General features: G+C 57.1%; 20 protein-coding genes. 19 read left to right on the top strand and 1 reads right to left on the bottom strand.

From position 1 onward, the window contains the following. Positions 1–4 precede the first annotated feature (4 nt). From thrC to murA, 18 genes are all read left to right on the top strand, one after another. On the top strand, positions 5–1,078 hold the full coding sequence (thrC, locus tag JOE56_RS01295; RefSeq protein WP_204514481.1) for a threonine synthase: 1,074 nt from the start codon (positions 5–7) through the stop codon (positions 1,076–1,078). After that, positions 1,038–2,003, top strand: coding sequence for a homoserine kinase (gene thrB / locus JOE56_RS01290; protein ID WP_239530336.1), 966 nt, complete (start codon positions 1,038–1,040; stop codon positions 2,001–2,003). The genes thrC and thrB overlap by 41 nt, the downstream gene beginning before the upstream one ends. 262 nt (positions 2,004–2,265) lie before the next feature. Beyond that, on the top strand, positions 2,266–4,101 hold the full coding sequence (rho, locus tag JOE56_RS01285) for a transcription termination factor Rho (RefSeq protein ID WP_102237775.1): 1,836 nt from the start codon (positions 2,266–2,268) through the stop codon (positions 4,099–4,101). After that, a complete protein-coding gene (prfA, locus tag JOE56_RS01280; RefSeq protein ID WP_204514479.1) occupies positions 4,101–5,180 on the top strand; it encodes a peptide chain release factor 1 in 1,080 nt (359 codons plus the stop codon). The genes rho and prfA overlap by 1 nt, the downstream gene beginning before the upstream one ends. Continuing rightward, on the top strand, positions 5,140–6,075 hold the full coding sequence (gene prmC / locus JOE56_RS01275; RefSeq protein ID WP_204514478.1) for a peptide chain release factor N(5)-glutamine methyltransferase: 936 nt from the start codon (positions 5,140–5,142) through the stop codon (positions 6,073–6,075). Before prfA ends, prmC begins: the two co-directional genes overlap by 41 nt. Continuing rightward, positions 6,053–6,715 (top strand): L-threonylcarbamoyladenylate synthase, encoded by a 663-nt coding sequence (locus tag JOE56_RS01270; protein WP_204514477.1) that lies wholly within the window; start codon positions 6,053–6,055, stop codon positions 6,713–6,715. Before prmC ends, JOE56_RS01270 begins: the two co-directional genes overlap by 23 nt. Before the next feature lie 3 nt (positions 6,716–6,718). Further along, positions 6,719–7,828 (top strand): MraY family glycosyltransferase, encoded by a 1,110-nt coding sequence (locus JOE56_RS01265; protein ID WP_204514476.1) that lies wholly within the window; start codon positions 6,719–6,721, stop codon positions 7,826–7,828. Then, entirely contained in the window at positions 7,825–8,259 is a 435-nt protein-coding gene (locus JOE56_RS01260) for a Cg1360 family ATP-synthase-associated protein (RefSeq protein ID WP_204514475.1), read from the top strand. The genes JOE56_RS01265 and JOE56_RS01260 overlap by 4 nt, the downstream gene beginning before the upstream one ends. Before the next feature lie 214 nt (positions 8,260–8,473). Beyond that, positions 8,474–9,277 carry a F0F1 ATP synthase subunit A gene (gene atpB, locus JOE56_RS01255; RefSeq protein WP_239530334.1) on the top strand — a complete coding sequence of 268 codons (804 nt, stop codon included), beginning with the start codon at positions 8,474–8,476 and terminating at the stop codon, positions 9,275–9,277. A gap of 88 nt (positions 9,278–9,365) precedes the next feature. Beyond that, positions 9,366–9,599, top strand: coding sequence for an ATP synthase F0 subunit C (gene atpE / locus JOE56_RS01250; RefSeq protein WP_102237779.1), 234 nt, complete (start codon positions 9,366–9,368; stop codon positions 9,597–9,599). Positions 9,600–9,620: 21 nt separating this feature from the next. Beyond that, complete coding sequence (locus tag JOE56_RS01245; RefSeq protein ID WP_204514474.1) at positions 9,621–10,175, top strand: F0F1 ATP synthase subunit B; 555 nt, start codon at positions 9,621–9,623, stop codon at positions 10,173–10,175. Beyond that, positions 10,175–10,981 carry a F0F1 ATP synthase subunit delta gene (locus JOE56_RS01240; protein ID WP_102237781.1) on the top strand — a complete coding sequence of 269 codons (807 nt, stop codon included), beginning with the start codon at positions 10,175–10,177 and terminating at the stop codon, positions 10,979–10,981. The genes JOE56_RS01245 and JOE56_RS01240 overlap by 1 nt, the downstream gene beginning before the upstream one ends. Before the next feature lie 76 nt (positions 10,982–11,057). Further along, on the top strand, positions 11,058–12,692 hold the full coding sequence (gene atpA / locus JOE56_RS01235; RefSeq protein WP_102237782.1) for a F0F1 ATP synthase subunit alpha: 1,635 nt from the start codon (positions 11,058–11,060) through the stop codon (positions 12,690–12,692). Positions 12,693–12,723: 31 nt separating this feature from the next. Next, the gene (locus JOE56_RS01230) at positions 12,724–13,659 is read left to right on the top strand and encodes a F0F1 ATP synthase subunit gamma (RefSeq protein WP_204514473.1); all 936 of its coding nucleotides are present in this window, start codon (positions 12,724–12,726) and stop codon (positions 13,657–13,659) included. A gap of 28 nt (positions 13,660–13,687) precedes the next feature. Beyond that, the gene (gene atpD / locus JOE56_RS01225; RefSeq protein ID WP_102237784.1) at positions 13,688–15,139 is read left to right on the top strand and encodes a F0F1 ATP synthase subunit beta; all 1,452 of its coding nucleotides are present in this window, start codon (positions 13,688–13,690) and stop codon (positions 15,137–15,139) included. A 3-nt stretch (positions 15,140–15,142) separates the two neighbouring features. Further along, a complete protein-coding gene (locus tag JOE56_RS01220) occupies positions 15,143–15,400 on the top strand; it encodes a F0F1 ATP synthase subunit epsilon (protein WP_204514472.1) in 258 nt (85 codons plus the stop codon). A 21-nt stretch (positions 15,401–15,421) separates the two neighbouring features. Continuing rightward, positions 15,422–15,889, top strand: coding sequence for a DUF2550 family protein (locus tag JOE56_RS01215; protein ID WP_204514471.1), 468 nt, complete (start codon positions 15,422–15,424; stop codon positions 15,887–15,889). Then, positions 15,889–17,166: a UDP-N-acetylglucosamine 1-carboxyvinyltransferase gene (murA, locus tag JOE56_RS01210; RefSeq protein ID WP_204514470.1), complete on the top strand. Its 1,278-nt coding sequence runs from the start codon at positions 15,889–15,891 to the stop codon at positions 17,164–17,166. Before JOE56_RS01215 ends, murA begins: the two co-directional genes overlap by 1 nt. A gap of 20 nt (positions 17,167–17,186) precedes the next feature. Here the strand turns inward: murA and nucS are convergent, their stop codons facing one another. Beyond that, the gene (gene nucS / locus JOE56_RS01205; protein WP_204514469.1) at positions 17,187–17,882 is read right to left on the bottom strand and encodes an endonuclease NucS; all 696 of its coding nucleotides are present in this window, start codon (positions 17,880–17,882) and stop codon (positions 17,187–17,189) included. Between the two features lie 29 nt (positions 17,883–17,911). Here nucS and JOE56_RS01200 point away from each other — a divergent pair, with 29 nt between their 5' ends. Then, positions 17,912–18,214 carry a hypothetical protein gene (locus tag JOE56_RS01200; protein ID WP_239530327.1) on the top strand — a complete coding sequence of 101 codons (303 nt, stop codon included), beginning with the start codon at positions 17,912–17,914 and terminating at the stop codon, positions 18,212–18,214. The last annotated feature ends 30 nt before the right edge of the window (positions 18,215–18,244 follow it).

The raw sequence follows: 18,244 nt of genomic DNA, 5'->3' as shown, positions 1-18,244 counted from the left end.
ACTCATGGCACACCAGTGGCAGGGAGTTATCAACGAATACCGCGAATACCTCGACATTGACGCAGACACTCCTGTGGTCAGTCTGGGCGAAGGCGGAACGCCTCTGATTTTCGCTGAACACCTTTCGGACCGTGCAGGTGCAAACGTGTACGTGAAGTTCGAAGGAATGAACCCTACGGGGTCGTTCAAAGACCGCGGAATGACCATGGCAATCACCAAAGCCCGAGCGCAAGGAGCGCAAGCGGTCATTTGCGCCTCCACCGGGAACACCTCGGCGTCCGCTGCCGCATACGCAACCAAGGCAGGACTCACGTGCGCTGTTTTGGTGCCAGCCGGGAAGATCGCCATGGGCAAAATGAGCCAGGCGATCGCACATGGCGCAACCCTGGTCGAGGTCGACGGAAACTTCGACGACTGCCTCACCCTGTGTCGCAAGCTGTCGGAAGCGTACCCGGTTCACTTGGTGAATTCGGTGAATCCGGACCGCATCGAAGGACAGAAAACAGCGTCGTTCGAGATCGTGGATGCGTTAGGCAAGGCCCCGGACGTACACATCCTGCCGGTTGGAAATGCTGGAAACATCACGGCGTACTGGAAGGGCTACAAAGAATACCAAGCAGCTGGTAAAGCCCAGACTCTGCCGCATATGTGGGGATTCCAGGCAGCCGGGGCAGCTCCTCTGGTCGCAGGCCACCCGGTCGACAACCCGGAAACCATCGCGACGGCGATCCGAATTGGTAACCCGGCGTCGTGGAAGCAGGCCGAAGCGGCGCGAGACGAATCCGGCGGGCTCATCGACTCCGTTACCGACGAACAGATCCTCGAAGCGCACCGGGTGCTCAGCTCGACTGAAGGTGTGTTCGTAGAACCAGGATCGGCTGCCTCGATTGCTGGCCTTCTCAAAATGGCTCAAGCCGGGCACATCCAAGCAGAATCCACGATCGTGTGTACTGTGACCGGTCACGGGTTGAAAGACCCGCAGTGGGCACTCAAAGCGGCCGGTGGGGACTCGATCGAGCCGGTCAAGGTGTCTGCCGATGTTGTTTCGGCAGCTTCTGCGCTCGGTTTGGAAGCATAACGTGCTCACGATCGAAGTTTCGGCGCCCGCGACCTCGGCCAACCTGGGGCCCGGATACGACAGCTTTGGGATGGCACTCGACCTGTCGGACAGCATTACCGCTGTCCTCCACGACGAGCCCGTAGATCTGAATAACTGCGTGAAGGTTTCAGGCGAGGGAGAAGGGCAACTGCCTACCACCTCGGACCACCTCATTCACCGCGTCACCACGACGATTCTGCGAGACCGCGGAATTGACGTGGGGGACCGGCTCACGCTCGACTGTGTCAACGCGATTCCTCAGTCGCGGGGGATGGGGTCGTCAGCGGCATCGGTGGTCGCGGGAATTTCGATTGCGGACGTGATCTCTGAACACTTCGAGCAGCCCAAGCCGTCTGCACAAGACAAGTTGCGGTGGGCGATCCATTTTGAGGGTCACCCCGACAATGCGGCGCCTGCCCTTTTCGGAGGCGTGTCCGTGAGTTGGGTGGATGGCGATGGGCAACCGGTTTCGGCGTCCTTACCCGTCCATCCGTCGATCACCGCCGTGTTGATCGTGCCGGATACGCGTTTGGATACGCAGGTTGCACGGGATTTGCTTCCCGAGGTCGTTCCTCACGCAGATGCGGCCGCTAACTCAGCGTGTGCGGGGCTTTTGGTTCATGCGATCGGAAATGACCCATCGCTGTTGTTTGAAGCAACTGTGGATCGGTTGCACCAGGAATACAGGCGTAGCGCGATGCCAGAGTCACTGGCCCGCGTTGATGCCTTACGTGACGCTGGTCTAGCCGCGGTGGTCTCAGGTGCCGGACCCACGGTCGCGGTGTTGGGGACCGAGGTGGATTTGCTTGCGCGGTGTGAGGACATTTTGTCCGGTGACGAGTCTCGGATGATCGCGGCATCGATTGCCGACTCCGGAGTTGTTGTCACGTCAACACCTCGCTGAGTGGGTTTTTGTACTTGTTTAAGGTGTGGCAGTCGTCGTGCCCACGAGTGCTGTGTGAGACGCGGCGGGCGCCAGTTTTGTGTTCCAGCTGAGTGTTAGGTAGGGTGAAAGCGTTCCGCTCGGGTTATTACGCCGAGTTGTCAAGGAACATTCTCGTATCATTTCGATACTCTCTTGCAGTAGCACCCCCTGGTGCGCAGTCCGTTGCTGGGCGAATCACCATATGTCTTCGCGCCAGCCAAACGAGGGAGAAGGAACCTTCGTGTCAGAAACCACACAAACCGAACCAGTACGTTCGGGAAGCCTCACCGCCCTGCGACTTCCACAACTTCAGGAAATGGCGGCGGGACTGGGAATAAAAGGGTACCGACGTTTGCGCAAAAGCGAGCTTATTGATGCTATTCAGTCCGCGCAGTCGGGCAACTCCGCCCCTAAGACCACACAAGAACCCGCGGCTAAGCAGGCGTCGGAAAATGTAGAAGAGAAGAGCTCTCAGGGTGAAGGACGTACTCGTCGTCGTCACCGTCGCGATGACTCAAACGCGGCTTCATCCGACTCGCAGAGCAATGACAACAACGCCGGTGACAACAACCAGGACAATGAAAACAACGGTCGGTCCAGGAATGGTCGCCGTGATGGTGGTCGCGACAAGAACGGTCGCGACGGAAACCGTGACAAGAACGGTCGTGATAACCACCGCGAAAACAACCGTGACAAGAAAGACGACGACCGCAACGATGGCGGTCGTGACGGTGGCCGAGACAAGAAGAACGACGACAAGAACGGTCGCGACGGAAACAACGACGGCGGCCGGGATAACAACGGTCAGAACCGGGACGGCGATGACGACAACCACGGTCGTCGCGGAAACCGCAACCGAGGGCGCGGTCGGGACCGGAAACGTCGCGGTCGCGACGACGAGCAGGACCTCCGTCCCGACGACGTGCTGATCCCCGTGGGCGGTATTTTGGACGTCCACGACAACTACGCCTTCTTGCGCACCTCGGGCTACTTGCCTGGGCCAAACGACGTATACGTGTCAGCAAACATGGTCAAGCGCAATGGCCTGCGCAAGGGTGACGCCGTGACCGGCGCTATCCGCCAGCAGCGTGAAGGTGAGCGCCCCAACAAGCGCGAAAAGTTTGACGCTCTGGTCAAGTTGGACACGGTCAACGGCCTGTCCGTTGAAGATGCCAAGCGTCGCGTTGAGTTCTCAAAGCTCACGCCTCTCTACCCGCAGGAACGATTGCGTCTCGAGACCGAAGCGAAGCAGATCTCCACGCGCATCATCGACCTGGTTTCGCCCATTGGTAAGGGCCAGCGTGGTCTGATTGTGGCACCGCCCAAGGCCGGTAAAACCACAATCATGCAGCAGATCGCCAACGCGATCCACACCAACAACCCCGACGTTCACCTCATGGTTGTGCTGGTCGACGAACGTCCTGAAGAAGTCACCGACATGCAGCGGGCAGTCAAGGGTGAAGTGATCGCGTCGACGTTCGACCGCCCTGCAGACGACCACACCACCATTTCTGAACTTGCGATCGAACGTGCAAAGCGCTTGGTCGAAATGGGTATGGACGTCGTTGTGTTGCTTGACAACATCACCCGTCTGGGACGCGCGTACAACCTGGCACAGCCAGCCTCTGGACGTATTCTGTCCGGTGGTGTCGACGCAAACGCACTGTACCCACCCAAGAAGTTCTTCGGTGCAGCTCGCAACATCGAAGGCGGCGGTTCGCTGACCATCCTGGCTACAGCACTGGTAGAAACCGGCTCCAAGATGGACGAAGTGATCTTCGAAGAGTTCAAGGGAACCGGAAACATGGAACTGCGCTTGAGCCGTCAACTGGCCGACAAGCGCATCTACCCAGCTGTTGACGTCAACGCCTCTGGAACCCGCCGTGAGGACAACCTCATGAACCCAGAAGAGACTAAGGTCATGTGGCGTCTGCGTCGCGTGCTCGCCGGTCTTGAACAACAGCAGGCAATCGAGCTGCTCATTTCCAAGCTCAAGGAAACCGGTTCCAACGCAGAGTTCTTGCTTCAGGTTCAAAAGACCACACCTCTGCCCAAGTCAGCTGCGGATGACGCTTAATGGACACAGATCTTTCATCTGTTGAAGCCAGCGTTCGCTCTCTCTTAGACGAACACGAACGGATTGAGGCTGAACTCGCTAACCCGGACGTCCACGCGAACGCTGGGTTGGCCCGCAAGCTCACGCGTCGCTACTCAGAACTGGACCAGATCGCCAAAACGTACCGCGAACTCAACCAGTGCCTCAGCGATGTTGAGGATGCAAAAGAGTTGGCAAGTGAAGATCCGGCTTTCGCTGAAGAGGCCAAGAACCTGGAAAACCGCATCGAAGTGTTGCAGGACAAGCTCCGTGAGCTCCTCATTCCTAAAGACCCCGATGACGCACGCGACGCGATCGTGGAAGTCAAAGCGGGTGAAGGAGGAGACGAGTCCGCACTGTTCGCCGGTGACCTGGTGCGTATGTACCAGCGCTGGGCAGACGACCGCGGGTGGACCACTGAAGTCCTCGACTCAACCGAAGCGAACCTGGGCGGTTACAAAGACATCACCATTGCAATTAAATCGCGTGAAGGTGGCGTCTACGGTTGGCTCAAGTTCGAAGGTGGAGTCCACCGCGTACAACGCGTTCCGGTGACGGAATCGCAGGGGCGGATTCACACCTCGGCGGCGGGAGTGTTGGTTTTCCCAGAAGTCGACGAGCCAGAAGAAATCCACCTTGACGACAACGACCTCAAAATCGACGTCTACCGGTCGTCTGGACCCGGTGGTCAGTCGGTGAACACCACCGACTCGGCGGTTCGCATTACGCACTTGCCTACCGGAATCGTTGCCAGCTGTCAGAACGAAAAGTCGCAGCTTCAGAACAAGGAAGCCGCGCTGCGTATGTTGCGCGCTCGAATTCTGGCCAAGCAAGCTGAAGAAGCTGCCGCAGAAGCCAACGACATGCGCCGGTCGCAGGTGCGAACGGTTGACCGTTCGGAACGTATCCGCACGTACAACTTCCCAGAAAACCGCATCGTGGACCACCGGACTGGCTTCAAGGCCTACAACCTGGACCAAGTCCTGGACGGACGCCTCGACGATGTCGTAGAGTCTGCTCGTGCCGCTGACCGGGCAGCCCGCCTCGACGACATTGGCTAACGCCGACCAACTGTTGCGCCAGGCCATCCAACAGCTGGCCCACGCAGGAGTCGAAAGTCCCACAGCCGACGCGAAAACACTCTTCGCGTGGGCGTGGGACATTTCCGTGTCCGAACTGGGAAGCCACGTTTTGCGCGGAACCGACGTGCCCTGCGAGGTCAGCGCGCGGTATGCCCAAGCCTGCGAGCGCCGTAGTGCGCGTGAACCCCTGCAACACATCACCGGTGTTGCGCCGTTTCGGTACCAGGAACTGCATGTGGGGCCCGGGGTGTTCATTCCACGGCCTGAAACCGAACTCATGGTCTCGCACGTGGTTGAGTACTTGGCCGGTCTTCCTGGGGACAGCCACACGGCAGTCGATCTGTGTACAGGCTCAGGCGCGATAGCCATTGCACTTGCAACCGAAGTACCCAGAACACACGTCCATGCGGTTGAACTCAGTCCCGAAGCTGCCAGCTATACCGAACACAACATCGACCGGTACCGGCCCGCTTTCGAAGCCCACGGAAGTGCAGTAACCCTGCACATAGGCGACGCGACAGAGTTTCTGGGAACGACCTCGGCCCAGGTCATCACCTGCAACCCGCCCTACGTGGCACGCACAGTCGAACACGCGCCCGAAGTTGCCAGTGACCCGGACCTTGCGCTCTATGGCGGGGGAGCGGACGGCTCGGAACTTCCGCAAAAAATCATCGCCCACGCGCCCAGAATCTTGGCACCCGGCGGCCTGCTCATCTGCGAACACGCCGAATACAACGCGTACACCATTGAGAACGCATTCCACCGGGCGGGTTTCACATCAGTTGAGACCGTGGGCGACTACACTGGCAGAGACCGATTTACACGTGGATGTTCTGCACATTCAGGAGAGGATGATTGTGTCTCGCACATTTGATCTTGCCAATGAACAGGTGCGGGACCTCATTTTGGAGGAATGTACTCGAGTGGTCCGCGACGACGGTCTCCTGGTCATTCCCACGGACACCGTGTACGGCATCGCGGCTGACGCTTTTTCGCCCAACGGAGTTGCCAAACTTCTCAAGGCGAAAGGACGCGGGCGCAACATGCCACCGCCGGTATTGGTGCCACGTGCGGAAACGGTGATGGGGCTCGCCGAGGCGGTCGACAGCACAGTCATGGAACTCACCGCGCGCTTTTGGCCGGGTCCGCTCACGATCATCTGTAACGCCCAACCGAGCCTGCATTGGGACTTAGGGGACACGCATGGAACCGTGGGTCTACGCATGCCCGACCACGAAGATACCTTGGCCCTGTTGTCCAAAGTTGGGCCGTTGGCGGTGTCGAGTGCCAACCTATCTGGCGAACCTGCGGCGGTGACCGTCGAGCAGGCTGCAAACATGCTGGGCGACCGCATTGATATTTTCCTCGACGGTGGCGAAGCGCCTGGCGGCCAGTCGTCCACGATTATCGATATGAGCGGTTCGGTCCCGCGCCTCCTGAGGGAAGGCCCTATCAGTTTTGATGAACTCGCTCAGGTGGTTGACGGCCTGGAACCGCTAGCGCCGGAGGCATAACGCGTGCGCGCTTATCTGTTTGTCATGGTCGTAGCGGCGGTCGTCGCGTACTTGGTCACGCCCATGGTCCGACGAATAGCCGAACGCGGTCGAATCTTCTCACCACTGCGTGCTCGTGACGTTCACTCAGTGCCCACTCCAAGGCTTGGGGGAGTGGCGATGTTTAGCGGAGTGCTCGCCGGTGTAGTGTGCGCGTACAACACGCCGTTCTTGAAAGATCTGTTCCAACAGCCTGATCCCGTGATTGGGATCTTGGGAGCGGGGACGATTCTGTGTCTGCTGGGTGTCATCGACGATGTGTGGGATATCAACTGGGTGGCCAAACTTGCAGGTCAAACACTTGCGGCGGGTTTTATGGCGCTTAAGGGTGTAGCGCTCTTGTCGATTCCTTTTGACACCGTGATCATTGGTTCTCAACGCCTGTCGCTCATTCTGACGGTGTTGGTTGTTTTGGTGACGATTAACGCTGTGAACTTTGTCGACGGGCTTGATGGCCTGGCTGCAGGAGTCGTCACGATTGGTGGTGTGGCGTTTTTTGTATACACGTATCAACTGGCGATCGACACGTCTCCTACCAGCTACGCAAACCTTGCATCGCTCATTACGTCCCTTCTGGTGGGTGCGTGCTTGGGGTTCCTGCCTCACAACTTCAACCCGGCCCGGATCTTCATGGGGGACTCGGGGTCAATGTTGATAGGGCTTTTGCTGGCTGCGAGCACAATTCGAGTGACCGGCCAGGTCGATCCTGCTCTTTTGTCTACCGAACGCGTATTGTCCACGTACCTTCCGATTCTTTTGCCGATAGCGGTGATGGTGTTGCCTCTTGTGGACCTCATGCTCGCGGTTGTTCGTAGAATGGCCGCCGGAAAGTCGCCATTTTCTGCCGATGCAAAGCACTTACATCACCGTATGCTTGCCCTCGGCCACTCTCACGCGCGCGCCGTTCTGCTGCTGTACATGTGGACAGCAATTTTCGCGTTTGGCACAGTTGCACTCTTGAAATTCGACACGTTGTTGGTTTTGTCGGTGCTTGCTGTTGCTGTAGCAGTGACACTGATCTTAACGTTCTACCCGCTCTACTCGCGTCTGTCTGCTCGAAAGGAACTGACATGAAAAACTCGCCCATTCGCAACCTGATGCTTCGCATCATTGTGTGGGGGTTGATCGCATCAGTTGTGCTTGCAGTAGTTGCGGGAGCGGTTGGTTACTTCGCAGTGGGGACACCGGGGTTATACGCCGCCCTGATTGGTGCAGCCGTGTCCTTCACGTTCTTTTCGATCACCGCACTGGTGCTTCTTTTTACTGCCGACCTTGACCCGACCGTGATGGCCGCCGGTGTACTTGGAGGATTTCTTATCAAGATCGCTGGGTTCTTAGGCGTCATCGCGTTGTTAGGCGATAAAGAGTTTTACGATCGTCTGACGCTCTTCCTCACGTTGGTCGTGGGAGCGGTTGTCTCACTTGCCATCGATGTTGTTGCGGTGAGGGGTGCTCGAATCCCGTATACGCACGCTTCTGACGACAACACGCACACCAAACAGTAGTACCGGAGTTTTGTTCGGGTCTCTACAGTTGATAAAGTAATTTAGGAATCATTCGAGAACCCTGTGCAAAAGTCGTGAGAGCGACAAGGGTCTCAAATATTTCACGTGTCGTGCATAAGCACATGGACACAGATAGACAATCCATACCGGCTACACGCGTGCGCGCGTGCCAGCCCCGAGCTGTCAGGAGTTTGCCCTGTTTACTCCCTCCGCTTTGTCGACGACAGTGCTCCTTGCCGCAGGCGGGGGAGCGGAATTCCACGCACCGGGTCTTGAAGAATTCAAGCCTCCAGCAATTCTTTTCGCAGGTACTCCGTTTGAGCTCAACCGCATCATGCTCATTCGCTTGGGTGTCACGGTTGTCCTGGTACTCGCATTCTGGCTGATGCTCCGTGGTGGTCGCCTGGTTCCTACTCGCGCGCAGTCGATTGCTGAGATCGTTCTCGATTTCTGCCGCACCGGTATCGCCCACGACATGTTGGGTAAAAAGGACGGCGAACGTTTCTTCCCACTCATTGCGACCATCTTCCTGACGGTCTTCGCGATGAACATTACAGGTATCATTCCGTTCCTGAACATTTCGCCTAACTCCAACATCGGAATGCCACTGTTTATGGCCCTCGTGACCTACGTGTTCATGATCGGGGCCGGAATCAAAGCTCAAGGGGGAGCGCGCTACCTCAAGAGCCAGCTCTTCCCTGCTGGCGTTCCCCCGCTGATGTATATCATCGTGACGCCTATCGAAATCGTTTCGACCTTTATCGCTCGCCCGGTTTCACTCACCTTGCGTCTGACCTTCAACATGATCGTTGGTCACCTTCTCCTAGTGCTGTGCTTCGCAGCCACCCAGTTCTTCTTCACCAGTGGTTCAGTCGCCCTATTCGGTATCGGTGGCCTCACGCTGGTCGGAGGATTCGTGTTTACCCTCTTTGAGATTTTGGTAGCAGTTCTTCAGGCTTACGTCTTTGCTCTGCTAACCGCCGCGTACATTCAGCTGAGCGTTTCCCACGATCACTGATAGTTCGCACCCAATAGACCTGTCATAAAAAGACAAGGAAAAAGCCAGTTAAACGACTGGCTCAATACATCGGAAGGAAATATTGCACGTGGACACCTCCATTCTTGCTGAAGTCTCCGGCAACATCGCAACCGTCGGTTACGGTCTGTCCGCTATCGGTCCAGGTATTGGTATCGGTATTCTTGTGGGTAAGACCGTTGAAGGTACTGCGCGCCAGCCAGAAGTAGCCGGCCGTCTGCAAACCACCATGTTCCTTGGTATTGCATTCGTCGAGCTCCTTGCATTCTTGGGAATTGCAGCATACTTCATCTTCGGTGCCTAATCCGGAAGCGAGTGAATACTCTTGACCCCGATTAACGTTCTGGCAGCTGGAGGGAACAACCCTCTTATTCCTGCCGTATATGACATTGTCTGGTCGGCGGTCTGCTTCATCATCATCCTGGTCGTTTTCTGGACGAAGATTCTGCCCAAGTTCAAGAAGACTCTTGACGAGCGTGCAGAACGTATCCAGGGCGGAATTGAAAAGGCTGAAAAGGTTCAGGCGGAAGCAGACGCCGCATTGGCCGAATATCAGAAGCAGCTCGCAGACGGTCGCGCTGAAGCAGCACGACTGCGTGCCGAAGCTCAAGAAGAAGGTGCGCAGATTTTGGCTGAAACCAAACAGCGCGCCACTGAAGAGGCCGATCGGATCATCAGCGCCGCTAAGGCACAGATCGAAGCTGAACGCCAGCAAGCGATGAACTCGCTGCGCACGGAAGTTGGTTCTCTTGCAACCGACCTCGCCTCGCGCATCGTGGGCGAATCGCTTCAGGACGACGCTCGTTCTGCGTCTGTTGTTGACCGCTTTATTGCCGATCTGGAATCCCAGACACCGGCACAGACCGTCAAGGAATCGTGATGCTGCAGTCGAGCAGGAACTCACTGGCCCTCGTTCTCGAGGATGTGAATAACACTCTCAACACCGCTAGCCCAAAAGTTATCGGTGACGGCCTGTTGGGCGTCTCGGGAGTGCTCGCCGAAAACGTCAACTTGCGGAAGACGCTTGTCGACGTGGCGGTCGCCCCAGAAACCAAACAGTCAACGCTGAACGCAGTCTTTGGAACCCGCGTGGACGACGCGGCGTTGCAGATTGTAGTTCGAGCAGCGAACCGTCGCTTTGCTCGTGCTCAGGACTTCGTCACTGCCGTTGAAACAGCTGGTGTCACGGCTATCGCTGCTGCCGCCCAGGCCGAAGGCACTTTGGGACAGGTAGAGGAGGAAATTTTCCGTTTCACTCGCCTGCTCGTCTCAGACCACGAACTTGATGGAGCCTTCGAATCCCCCGCACCCACAACGGCGAAGCGCGAACTTGTTTCGACGCTTCTGGCTTCGCGGGTGTCGGAATACACCCTCACTCTCATTCACTACGCTGTGAGCCACCCTCGCGGCAAGAGGGTGAGCGAAACGCTTGAAAACTTCTCTCAGGTGTTGGCATTCCGCCAGCAGCGTGCAGTTGCCGATGTCACGGTAGCGCACCCCCTGACACAGGAGCAGGAAGAGCGTTTGGCGCGTGCACTGTCCGCTAGCTACGGTCGTGAACTCGTTCTCAACGTTCACATCGATCCCAACGTGGTAGGTGGCGTCCGTGTTCAGGTGGGCGACGAAGTCACGAGCTCAACGATTGCTGATCGTATTGCCGACGTTCGTCGTCGGTTGGCAAGCTGATTCGCCCATACACGGGCACTGAAGACTCGCGGTCCGTACGGGTCGCATAGGAAGTGAAGGAAGCAGGGAAACCGCGATGGCGGAACTGACAATTCGCCCGGACGAAATCCGGGAAGCACTGGGGAAGTTCGTAGAGTCCTACACTCCTGGCAGTGCAGACAAGACAGAAGTAGGTAAGGTTGTCACCGCCGGTGACGGCATTGCGCAGGTTTCAGGCCTCCCTGGAACCATGGCAAACGAACTCTTGCGTTTCGAAGACGGAACCCTGGGATTGGCCCAGAACCTCGACGAACGCGAGATCGGTGTCGTTATCCTGGGTGAGTTTGCAGGAATTGCCGAAGAGCAGAGCGTGTACCGCACGGGCGAAGTTCTTTCGATCCCCGTCGGTGACGGATACCTCGGACGTGTCGTCGACCCTCTGGGTAACCCAGTCGACGGACTGGGCGAGATCGAGTCCGACGGACGCCGTGAGCTCGAGCTCCAGGCCGCCGGTGTTATGGACCGTAAGGAAGTGAAAGAACCACTCCAGACTGGTCTGAAGGCTATTGACGCTATGATCCCAATCGGTCGTGGTCAGCGTCAGCTCATCATTGGTGACCGTAAGACCGGTAAGACGGCCTTGGCTCTGGACACCATCATTAACCAGCGCGCTAACTGGGAGTCTGGTGACCCCAAGAAGCAGGTCCGCTGCATCTACGTCGCTTGTGGTCAGAAGGGTTCGACGATTGCTTCGGTGCGTCGTTCGCTCGAAGAAAACGGTGCCCTCGAATACACCACAATCGTTTCGTCACCTGCTTCTGACCCTGCTGGCTTTAAGTACTTGGCTCCGTATGCCGGATCGGCGATCGGACAGCACTGGATGTACCAGGGCAAGCACGTTCTTATTGTGTTTGATGACCTGTCGAAGCAGGCCGAAGCCTACCGTGCGATTTCGTTGCTTCTGCGTCGCCCACCGGGTCGTGAAGCATACCCAGGTGACGTGTTCTACCTCCACTCGCGTCTGCTCGAACGTTGCGCCAAGCTTTCCGATGAGCTCGGCGGAGGTTCGATGACTGGTCTTCCTATCATCGAGACCAAGGCAAACGACGTGGGTGCGTTCATTCCTACGAACGTTATTTCGATTACCGACGGACAGATCTTCTTGCAGTCCGACCTGTTCAACGCGAACCAGCGTCCAGCTGTTGACGTAGGTATTTCTGTTTCGCGTGTGGGTGGTTCCGCACAGACGAAGCCACTCCGCGGTGTCTCCGGTACGCTGAAGATTTCCTTGGCTCAGTACCGTTCACTCGAAGCATTCGCAATGTTCGCTTCAGACCTCGATGCTGCAACCAAGCGTCAGCTAGACCGTGGTGCACGATTGACCGAGCTTCTCAAGCAAGGTCAGTTCGAGCCAATGAGCGCCGAAAAGCAGACTGTTTCGATCTGGGCAGGTTCGGAAGGCTACCTGGATGAGGTTCCAGTGAGCGACGTTCTGCGCTTCGAATCTGAGTTCCACGCATACCTCGAGCGTAAGACCGACATCCTGGAAACGATCGCTGGTATGAAGGACAAGCTCAAGGGTGAAATCCTGGAGCAGCTTGAAACCGCAATTGCGGACTTCAAGGCTGGTTTCCAGACCACCGAAGACGGCGTTCACGTCGGTACTGAATCCTTCGACTCCGCTGAGGCCGAAGAGGTCTCGCAGGAACAGATCGTCAAGGCTAAGCGCTGAGACTGACCGCTGGTAACGAAAGGAAGTACTGATGGGAGCGCAGCAGAGGGTCTTCAAAGCGAAGATCAACTCCACCAAGTCCTTGAGGAAGATCTTCAAGGCCATGGAGCTTATTGCGGCTTCCCGGATTCAGAAGGCCATTGGTCGAGTGAAGGCGGCGAGCCCATACGCTAACGCCATCACTCGGGCAGTGTCCGCAGTGGCAACGTATGCAGACGTTGAACACACACTGACAACGGAGCCGGACAACATTCGTCGCGCAGCTGTCGTGGTGATGGGTCCGGACCGCGGTTTTGCCGGTGCATATTCCTCCAACGTCATTCGTGAAGCAGAAGAGCTCATCACGATGCTGAAGGAGGACGGCAAAGAGGTTGACCTGTACGTGGTCGGCCGGAAGCCCGAAACTTATTACACGTTCCGTGAACGCGCGATCCAACGTGCCTGGACTGGAATCTCCGAAAGCCCAACAGTTGAAGCAGCCCGGGAAATTGGAGACGCTTTGGTGTCTTCGTTCCACACTGACTACGAAGCTGGTGGGATTGACGAGATCTTCTTGGTCTACACGAAGTTCGTCAACAGCGTGACGCAAACACCTGAATACCGACGACTCATTCCGCTGGAAGTGATCGAAGCCGATGAGGTTCCGGTCGACGCGCCAGCCAATGTCGCCTCGGCTAAGGACGCAGTGTACCCGCTGTACGAATTCGAACCGAGTGAAGAAGCAGTTCTTGACGCGCTTCTTCCCAAGTACATTGAGTCGCGTATTCTTGCGGCGTTGTTAAACGCATCCGCTAGCGAACAGGCGGCACGTCAGCAGGCAATGAAGACCGCTACTGACAATGCCGACGATTTGATTCGAACCTACACGCGCCTTGCCAACTCGGCGCGTCAGGCAGAAATTACGCAGGAAATTTCAGAAATCGTCGGTGGTGCAGACGCACTTGCCGGTGCCGGCGGCAACGACTGACGGATAGAGAGCAGAAGAGAAAGAAAACATGAGCACAGCTACGGATACACCACAGGTCCAAGGGACCGTCGGTCGGATCTCACGTGTCATTGGCCCCGTGGTCGACATTGAGTTCCCACTCGATGCTGTTCCCGCTATTTACAACGCATTGACCACTACGGTTGAGCTGTCCGAAGGTACCCGTAAGATCACTTTCGAGGTTGAACTGCAGCTGGGTAACGGAATCGTTCGTGCGGTTTCGATGCAACCTACCGACGGCCTGGTTCGCGGACAGGAAGTCATTGACACTGGCGCACCAATTTCCGTGCCAGTTGGTGACGTCACCAAGGGTAAAGTTTTCAACGTTACCGGTGACGTTCTCAACGACTCCATGATTGACGAGCCATACGAAATCACCGAGCGCTGGCCAATTCACCGCACCGCTCCTAACTTCGACCAGCTCGAGTCCAAGACTCAGATGTTCGAAACCGGTATCAAGGTGATCGACCTTCTCACCCCATACGTTCTGGGTGGAAAGATTGGTCTGTTCGGTGGTGCTGGTGTTGGTAAGACCGTTCTGATCCAGGAAATGATTACCCGTGTTGCACAGGACCACGGTGGTGTGTCCGTGTTCGCGGGTGTGGGTGAGCGTACCCGTGAAGGTAACGACCTGATCCACGAAATGGATGAATCTGGAGTTCTCGACAAGACCGCTCTTGTGTTCGGTCAGATGGACGAGCCTCCAGGCACGCGTCTGCGTATTGCACTGACTGGACTGACCATGGCTGAATACTTCCGTGACGTTCAGAACCAGGACGTGCTTCTGTTCATCGACAACATCTTCCGTTTCACCCAGGCAGGTTCCGAGGTTTCAACCCTTCTTGGGCGTATGCCTTCGGCCGTTGGTTACCAGCCAACCCTGGCTGACGAAATGGGTGTTCTGCAGGAACGTATTACCTCGACCCGTGGTCACTCGATTACGTCGATGCAGGCAATTTACGTGCCAGCTGACGACTATACCGACCCTGCTCCTGCAACGACCTTCGCGCACTTGGACGCAACGACGGAACTCTCGCGTGACATTGCGTCACGTGGTCTGTACCCAGCCGTTGACCCGCTGGCTTCGTCGTCACGTATTCTTGACCCGCTGTACGTGGGCCAGGACCACTACGACACCGCAGTACGCGTGAAGCAGATCCTGCAGAAGAACAAGGAACTCCAGGACATCATCGCGATTCTGGGTGTCGACGAACTGTCCGAAGAAGACAAGCTTACGGTTCACCGTGCACGTCGTATCGAGCAGTTCCTGTCGCAGAACACCTACACCGCGCTCCAGTTCACCGGTGTTGAAGGTTCGACCGTTTCCATCAAGGACACCATCGAGGGCTTCAAGGGCATTTGCGACGGTGAGTTCGACCACATCCCAGAGCAGGCCTTCTTCAACGTTGGTCCCATCGAGGATGTTCTGCGCAACTACGACGAACTCCAGAAGGAGAACTAATCCATGAGTCTCAACGTCACCGTTGTGGCCGCCGACCGCTCTGTGTGGTCCGGCGATGCCGAACGTGTGGTTGCGCGGACTGTGGAAGGTGAAATCGGAATTCTCACCGGTCACGAACCTGTTTTGGCAATCGTGGCCGGCGGGAATGTCCGCATCATCCCGACATCGGGTGAGACGATCAATGTTTCGGCCGATGGAGGCTTCTTGTCAGTTGCTGACGACGTTGTACACGTCGTTGCCGACCAGGCAAAGCTTGTCTAAGCGATCACTTAGAATGACACCGTGAACCCATCGACCCTGCTGATTATTCTGCTCTCGTTAGTAGGGCTGGCTGTTGTCACGGTGACCTTGATTCTTGCTCGCCGTCGCGCGATTTCGCGACTGACCGGCGCGTTTGATTGCTCTATCCTCGTGGGCGACGTATCTGCACGTCGCCCACGTTGGCGTTTAGGGCTCGCAGTTCTGACTGTCCGAAGTCTCGACTGGTACCCGGTCTTTGGTGTTGGATGGCGCCCAGTCAAACAGTACCCTCGGACCGACATGACGATCGGTGAACGACTGACACCCAGCGGGGATGAACAGTACGCACTTTTGCCCGATGCGAAGGTTGTTGTGTGTCAGTACGGTCAGTACACCAACCGTCCGGGCGAGGCGCGGTTGGCTATGGATGACGAAGCTCTTGCCGCATTTTCATCGTGGTTGGAATCTCCACCACCCGGCGCTAATCATTCTGTGGGACGGTTTACGTAATGGAAGTTTTGCGTGTTCATGGTCCGTGTACATTACGCGGAACGGTAGATGTGCGTGGCGCAAAGAACAGCGTCCTCAAACTCATGGCCGCAACTCTTTTAGCGCCCGGAACCTCAGTCATTGAGAACGTTCCTGCCATTCTGGACGTCAAGATCATGGTGAAGCTCCTCATGTCCCTGGGGTGCTCAGTCGATTACGACTCAGACGCTGGCGTTGTGACCATTACCGTTCCAGAAAAGCCCTCAGTGCGTGCAGATTACAAGCTTGTCCGTGCCATGCGTGCGTCCATTTCAGTTTTGGGCTCATTGATGGGACGAGTGAACGAAGCACACGTGGCACTTCCGGGCGGAGACGCCATTGGTTCGCGTGGCCTCGACCTGCACGAAGCCGGTCTTCGCGCCATGGGAGCCCAGGTCAGTCTGGATCACGGATACTTCATTGCGCGTGCTCCTCAAGGACTCCACGGTGCAGACATCCGCCTAGCGTTCCCGTCGGTTGGCGCAACGGAGAACCTGGTCATGGCTGCCACCCTTGCTAACGGCGTGACCACGATCGATAATGCTGCCCGGGAACCTGAAATCGTCGACATTTGCTCCATGCTTGTCGAGATGGGCGCAAACATTGAAGGTATCGGAACTTCGACCTTGACGGTGACGGGAGTTTCGTCCCTTCAGCCTGTTCGCCATGTGTGTGTTGGTGACCGCATTGTGGCTGGCACATGGGCGTTCGCAGCCGCCATTACCGGGGGAGATATCGAGGTTAAAGGCGTGAACGGGGATCTTCTGCCCGTCGTCCTCGACAAGCTTCGTTCCGCTGGCGCCCAGGTGACCGAATTCGACGGTGGCATGCGCGTCGTGGGGCCGGAACGACCTCGGCCGGTACGAATTTCAACCCTTCCGTTCCCCGGGTTTCCCACCGACCTTCAGCCGTTTGCCATCACGCTAAACGCGATCTCTGATGGCCAGGGGCTGTTGACCGAAAACCTGTTTGAAGCTCGCTGGCGATTTGTGCGCGAGTTGGCGCGTTTGGGTGCTCAGGTCGAGTTGGACGGTAACCACGCGCTTATCAACGGTGTCGAGTCCCTTTCCGGTGCCGAGGTGGAAGCAAGTGACATTCGCGCCGGCGCCGGGGCAGTGTTGGCCGGCTTGGTAGCAGAGGGTGTTACCGAGGTGGCTGGCGTGTCCCACATTGACCGTGGGTATGAGCACTTCGAGGAGAAGTTGCGGTCTTTGGGTGCGCAGATTGAGCGCATCGAGCGCGACGACGTTGAGCTGTAGTGGCGCGCCTTAAGCTGGGCCTAGAAGAGTCGGCTTTCTGGGTCGTCCATGCCCCGAAGCGCGTCGTAGTCGAGGGTGACACAGCGGATTCCCCGGTCGGTTGCCAGGGTACGTGCCTGTGGCCGGATTTCTTGGGCCGCAAACACCCCTTTGACGGGTGCAATGAGTGGGTCCCGGTTGAGGAGCTCTAGGTAACGCGTGAGTTGTTCGACGCCGTCGACACCACCTCGGCGCTTAATTTCCACTGCCACGGAGGCGCCGTTTTCGTCGCGGGCCAGAATGTCGACAGGGCCGATAGGCGTTTGGTACTCGCGGCGCACCGTGGTATAGCCGTCGCCCAGGGTGTCGATGTGTTCGGCGAGTAACTCTTGCAAGTGCGCTTCGACACCGTCTTTGAGGAGTCCCGGGTCTTCGCCCAAGTCGTGTTCGATGTCGCGGTGGATTGTTTGAATCGCGATTTCTAAGCGGTCTCCCGTCTTGGTCTGGTTAACGTTCCACACTTCGGTGATACCAGCTTGAGCTTGTTCGTCGCTGGGCTCGTCGACCGTGAAGGCGGCCGGGGGAGTCATCCAGTTGAGCGGCTTATAGGAACCGTCGTCGGAGTGGACCAGAACGGAACCGTCGGCCTTGAGCATGAGGAGCCGTTGGGCCATGGGCAGGTGGGCTGTCAGGCGTCCTGCATAGTTCACACTGCACGTCGCTATTACTAATCGCACGCAATTACTTTACGTGACACAATTGCACCATGCCACGTAGTAACTCTTCTCGACGCAGTAACAAGTGGCAACGGCCCTTTAGGGAGCTGTCTGCTTCCAGCACTGTGCGCACTACCCAGACAGGTCCGGATGGCACGTGGATTGTGCAGCACACGCAAGGAAATACGTCCGGGAAGACCTATGTGTGCCCGGGGTGTTCGCAGGATCTGCCTGCGTCTCTTGCTCACACGGTTGCGTGGCGAACCGATGACGAATTTGGCATTGGTGTGGGAGTCGAAACTCGCCGGCATTGGCACACGTCCTGCTTCAATACGCGACATCGCCGCCGCTAGCTGCGACGGCGATGCTTCGCTGAACCTGTG

The sequence above is a fragment of the Brevibacterium paucivorans genome (assembly GCF_016907735.1).
In the GTDB taxonomy this organism is placed as follows: domain Bacteria; phylum Actinomycetota; class Actinomycetes; order Actinomycetales; family Brevibacteriaceae; genus Brevibacterium; species Brevibacterium paucivorans.
Note: the sequence above shows the minus strand (reverse complement) of the source record. Positions and strands in the feature narration are given on the sequence as shown.

What these genes read in the sequence shown, in the direction of transcription:
- thrC (WP_204514481.1), top strand. Translation starts at nt 5, where the DNA reads ATGGCACACCAGTGGCAGGGAGTTATCAACGAATACCGCGAATACCTC.
- thrB (WP_239530336.1), top strand. Translation starts at nt 1,038, where the DNA reads ATGTTGTTTCGGCAGCTTCTGCGCTCGGTTTGGAAGCATAACGTGCTC.
- prfA (WP_204514479.1), top strand. Translation starts at nt 4,101, where the DNA reads ATGGACACAGATCTTTCATCTGTTGAAGCCAGCGTTCGCTCTCTCTTA.
- JOE56_RS01270 (WP_204514477.1), top strand. Translation starts at nt 6,053, where the DNA reads ATGATTGTGTCTCGCACATTTGATCTTGCCAATGAACAGGTGCGGGAC.
- JOE56_RS01260 (WP_204514475.1), top strand. Translation starts at nt 7,825, where the DNA reads ATGAAAAACTCGCCCATTCGCAACCTGATGCTTCGCATCATTGTGTGG.
- JOE56_RS01240 (WP_102237781.1), top strand. Translation starts at nt 10,175, where the DNA reads ATGCTGCAGTCGAGCAGGAACTCACTGGCCCTCGTTCTCGAGGATGTG.
- atpA (WP_102237782.1), top strand. Translation starts at nt 11,058, where the DNA reads ATGGCGGAACTGACAATTCGCCCGGACGAAATCCGGGAAGCACTGGGG.
- JOE56_RS01230 (WP_204514473.1), top strand. Translation starts at nt 12,724, where the DNA reads ATGGGAGCGCAGCAGAGGGTCTTCAAAGCGAAGATCAACTCCACCAAG.
- atpD (WP_102237784.1), top strand. Translation starts at nt 13,688, where the DNA reads ATGAGCACAGCTACGGATACACCACAGGTCCAAGGGACCGTCGGTCGG.
- JOE56_RS01220 (WP_204514472.1), top strand. Translation starts at nt 15,143, where the DNA reads ATGAGTCTCAACGTCACCGTTGTGGCCGCCGACCGCTCTGTGTGGTCC.
- murA (WP_204514470.1), top strand. Translation starts at nt 15,889, where the DNA reads ATGGAAGTTTTGCGTGTTCATGGTCCGTGTACATTACGCGGAACGGTA.
- JOE56_RS01200 (WP_239530327.1), top strand. Translation starts at nt 17,912, where the DNA reads ATGCCACGTAGTAACTCTTCTCGACGCAGTAACAAGTGGCAACGGCCC.